General features: G+C 64.0%; 3 protein-coding genes. All 3 read right to left on the bottom strand.

Annotated features, from left to right (window positions below; all coding sequences use genetic code 11):
• Positions 1-18: 18 nt before the first annotated feature.
• Genes EBBID32_RS10020 through EBBID32_RS10010 form a run of 3 tightly spaced genes read right to left on the bottom strand, consistent with a single transcriptional unit; the run spans position 19 to position 2,614 of the window.
• Positions 19-1,158 carry an acyl-CoA dehydrogenase family protein gene (locus tag EBBID32_RS10020; RefSeq protein ID WP_006955565.1) on the bottom strand — a complete coding sequence of 380 codons (1,140 nt, stop codon included), beginning with the start codon at positions 1,156-1,158 and terminating at the stop codon, positions 19-21.
• A gap of 40 nt (positions 1,159-1,198) precedes the next feature.
• Positions 1,199-1,411 (bottom strand): YHS domain-containing protein, encoded by a 213-nt coding sequence (locus EBBID32_RS10015; RefSeq protein WP_006955563.1) that lies wholly within the window; start codon positions 1,409-1,411, stop codon positions 1,199-1,201.
• Positions 1,412-1,426: 15 nt separating this feature from the next.
• Positions 1,427-2,614 (bottom strand): acyl-CoA dehydrogenase family protein, encoded by a 1,188-nt coding sequence (locus EBBID32_RS10010; protein ID WP_006955561.1) that lies wholly within the window; start codon positions 2,612-2,614, stop codon positions 1,427-1,429.
• Positions 2,615-2,819: the final 205 nt, after the last annotated feature.

Below are 2,819 nucleotides of genomic sequence, written 5' to 3'. Positions count from 1 at the left end.
GTTGCGAAGGATGGAGGATTACAGGCCTGCGCACTCAGCGACCTTCATGAGCATTTGATCTGGGGTTCCCCATTTGAGTTCCCAGCCTTTGGCGCGTCGGCTGTAGAACTGGAGATCGAACTCTTCCATGTAGCCGATGCCGCCGTGGAGTTGGTGTGCGAGCATGGTGACCTCGCGTCCGGCGTTGCTGGCGGAGGCCTTTGCCACAGCGGCGTGGTGGGAGGCTTCGTAGCCCTGGCTTAGCCGCCAGACGGCCTCGTAAGCGGCCCAGCGGGCGCCTTGCAACATGGTCGCCATGTTGGCGCAGTGATGCTGGGCGGCCTGGAAGCTGCCGATTGGCTTGCCGAACGCCTCGCGGTAGCCGATGTAGTCGACGGTCATGTCGAGCGCCTTCTGGGCGAACCCGACCAGTTCGACCGCAGCGAGCGCCCGGGCGACGTCGAGCAACCATGCGACGCTGGCGCCGGCACTGCCGGGGCGGGCGAGGATGCGATCCCTGGTGACCGCGACGTTGTCGAAGACGACCTCGCACTGCCTGTCGCCGCCGATCACCTTGAGGTTTTCGATGGTAACGCCGGGGGCATCGGTGGGCACAATGAACATGCCGAGGCCGGCGGCGGGATCGGCCGGGTCGGGGGCGCCCCCGCTACGCGCGATGCAGATCAGTTCCTGCGCTGCACTGGCGTATTCGACGAACAGCTTGGTCCCGTTCAGCACATAGCCGTCACCCTCGGGGGTCGCCGCCAGCGCGATGTCGGACAGCTCGTAGCTGCCCGCCGGTTCGACCAGAGCTGTGCTGGCGATCAATTCGCCGGTAGCGATCCCGGGCAGGAACCGTTCCTTCTGGGCGTCGTCACCGTCGCGCAGGATCAGCAGCCCGGCCATCAGGGTGGAGACATAGGGGGTCAGCGCCGCGCCCTGGGCCAGTTCCTCGGCCAGAACGGCCACGTCGAGCAATGAGCCGTCAAGGCCGCCGAACTGCTCCGGGAACGGCACGCCCGGCCAGCCCAGCTCAGCCATTTTCCGCCACATTTCGGGCGAGTATCCCGGCTCGGAGACTTCGATCTGGCGCGCCAGGCCCGCCGGAAACTCGGCCGCGAGGAAATCGCGCGCCGTCTGCTTGAACATCTCCTGGGTTTCGTTCAGGCTCAGATCCACTCGTTCCTCCTTCTCAAATCACGGTCGCCACTATCGGCGGTCAAGCCTGCTCGCCGGATTCCAGGTACCGAGCGGGATTCCCGATAAACCGTTGCCGGCAGCCCATGCTGCAGAAATAATACCACTTGCCCTGGTGGAGACGCTTCGTTCCGAAGCTGGGGTTGGTCACCGGTGCGCCGCCCACGCCGAGCGTCTCGCCTCCATCGACCTTCTGATCGTCCACGTCCTTGCCGCAAACGGGGTCCTTCACCATCACGTTTCTCCTTCGTTATCGCGACCGCGGCAGGCCAAGGCCACGCGATGCGATGATGTCGCGCTGGATCTCGTTGGCGCCGCCGCCGAACATCATGGGAGGCGAATTGCGATAGCCAAGCTCGACTTCGCCATCCAGCATGGCCCACTTCGAGCCCTTCTGCAGTTGTCCGAACGGCCCCATCAGCTGCATGGCGATGCTCGTCATCCGGTAATAGAGTTCCGTCGACCACACCTTCGCCATCGAAGGAACCATGGCCGATACCTGGCCTGTCATGACGAGCCACACGCACTCGTTGCTCAGATGCCGCAGCATCTCGATATCGACGATCAGCTGGCCCAGGCGCAGTCGCACCAGCGGATCCTGCGCCAGCGGCTTGCCATTTGGCTGGGGCTTCTTAGCGAAGTCAACGATGGCATCGAGGAAACGCTTGAAGGCAGAGTACGCCCCGATGTTGATCCGCTCGACATCGAGGGAAAGGGTGTTCAGGTACCAGCCTCGGTTCTCCTCGCCGATCAGATGGCGATGCGGCACACGAACGTCATCCAGGAAGACCTCTGCCGTCAGGTAGTTCCCCATCGTGTGCAGCGGCCGCACGGTGACGCCGGGCGACTTCATGTCAACCATGAAGATCGAGATGCCTTCGTGTTTGCGTGCATTCCGGTCGGTCCGCGCCAGGCACCACATGTAGTCGGCCCGCTCGGCCCCGGTGGTGTAGATCTTCTGGCCGTTGATGACCCACTCGTCCCCGTCGCGCACCGCGCTGGTCTCGAGCCCGGCCAGGTCGCTGCCGCCCCGCGGTTCGGAGAACCCGGCGCACATCCGGATCTCGCGGCTGAGAAGCCCCTGCAGGAACTCCTCCTTCTGCTCTTCCGTGCCGTACTTGCCGATCGCCGCCGAGATGATCGTCATGCCGACGCGCGGCTCGAGCCCTTGCGCTTCCAGCTCCTGGCGCATGATGTACTCGTACATCGGCGAGGCTTCCTGGCCGCCGAACTCCTTGGGCCAGCAGGTCCGTAGCAGGCCTGCCGCGTCGAGCCGTTCCCTGAATATCTTCTGCGCCGCGGCAAGGTCGAGATCGTCCTCGCCGGCACCCGCCACGTAACTGATGCCGGTCGCCAGCTCGGGCCCGTTGTTCTCGGCAATGAAGTTCCGAACGCGCTGCCGAAACTCCAGCTGTTCAGCCGTAAAATCCCAGTCCAACCTTGCCTCCCAATCCTGCTGACGAAATTAGCCGCCAGATCGCCCGCAGACGCCGACCGACCATTCTCCGGCAATGTCAGTCCCGCCAGTCACTGCACACCTATCCACCGATAGGCAATCCGGCCGGCGCCACTGCCCAAAAGGGAATGCCCTTCCAAGCGTGGCTCAGGGCGTGTGGATGAACACCTGCATCACATGGCGCTTT

Source organism: Sphingobium indicum BiD32, from assembly GCF_000382885.1.
GTDB lineage: Bacteria > Pseudomonadota > Alphaproteobacteria > Sphingomonadales > Sphingomonadaceae > Sphingobium > Sphingobium japonicum_C.
The sequence above is the reverse complement of the archived record's forward strand: the minus strand, read 5'-3'. Positions and strand labels throughout refer to the sequence as shown.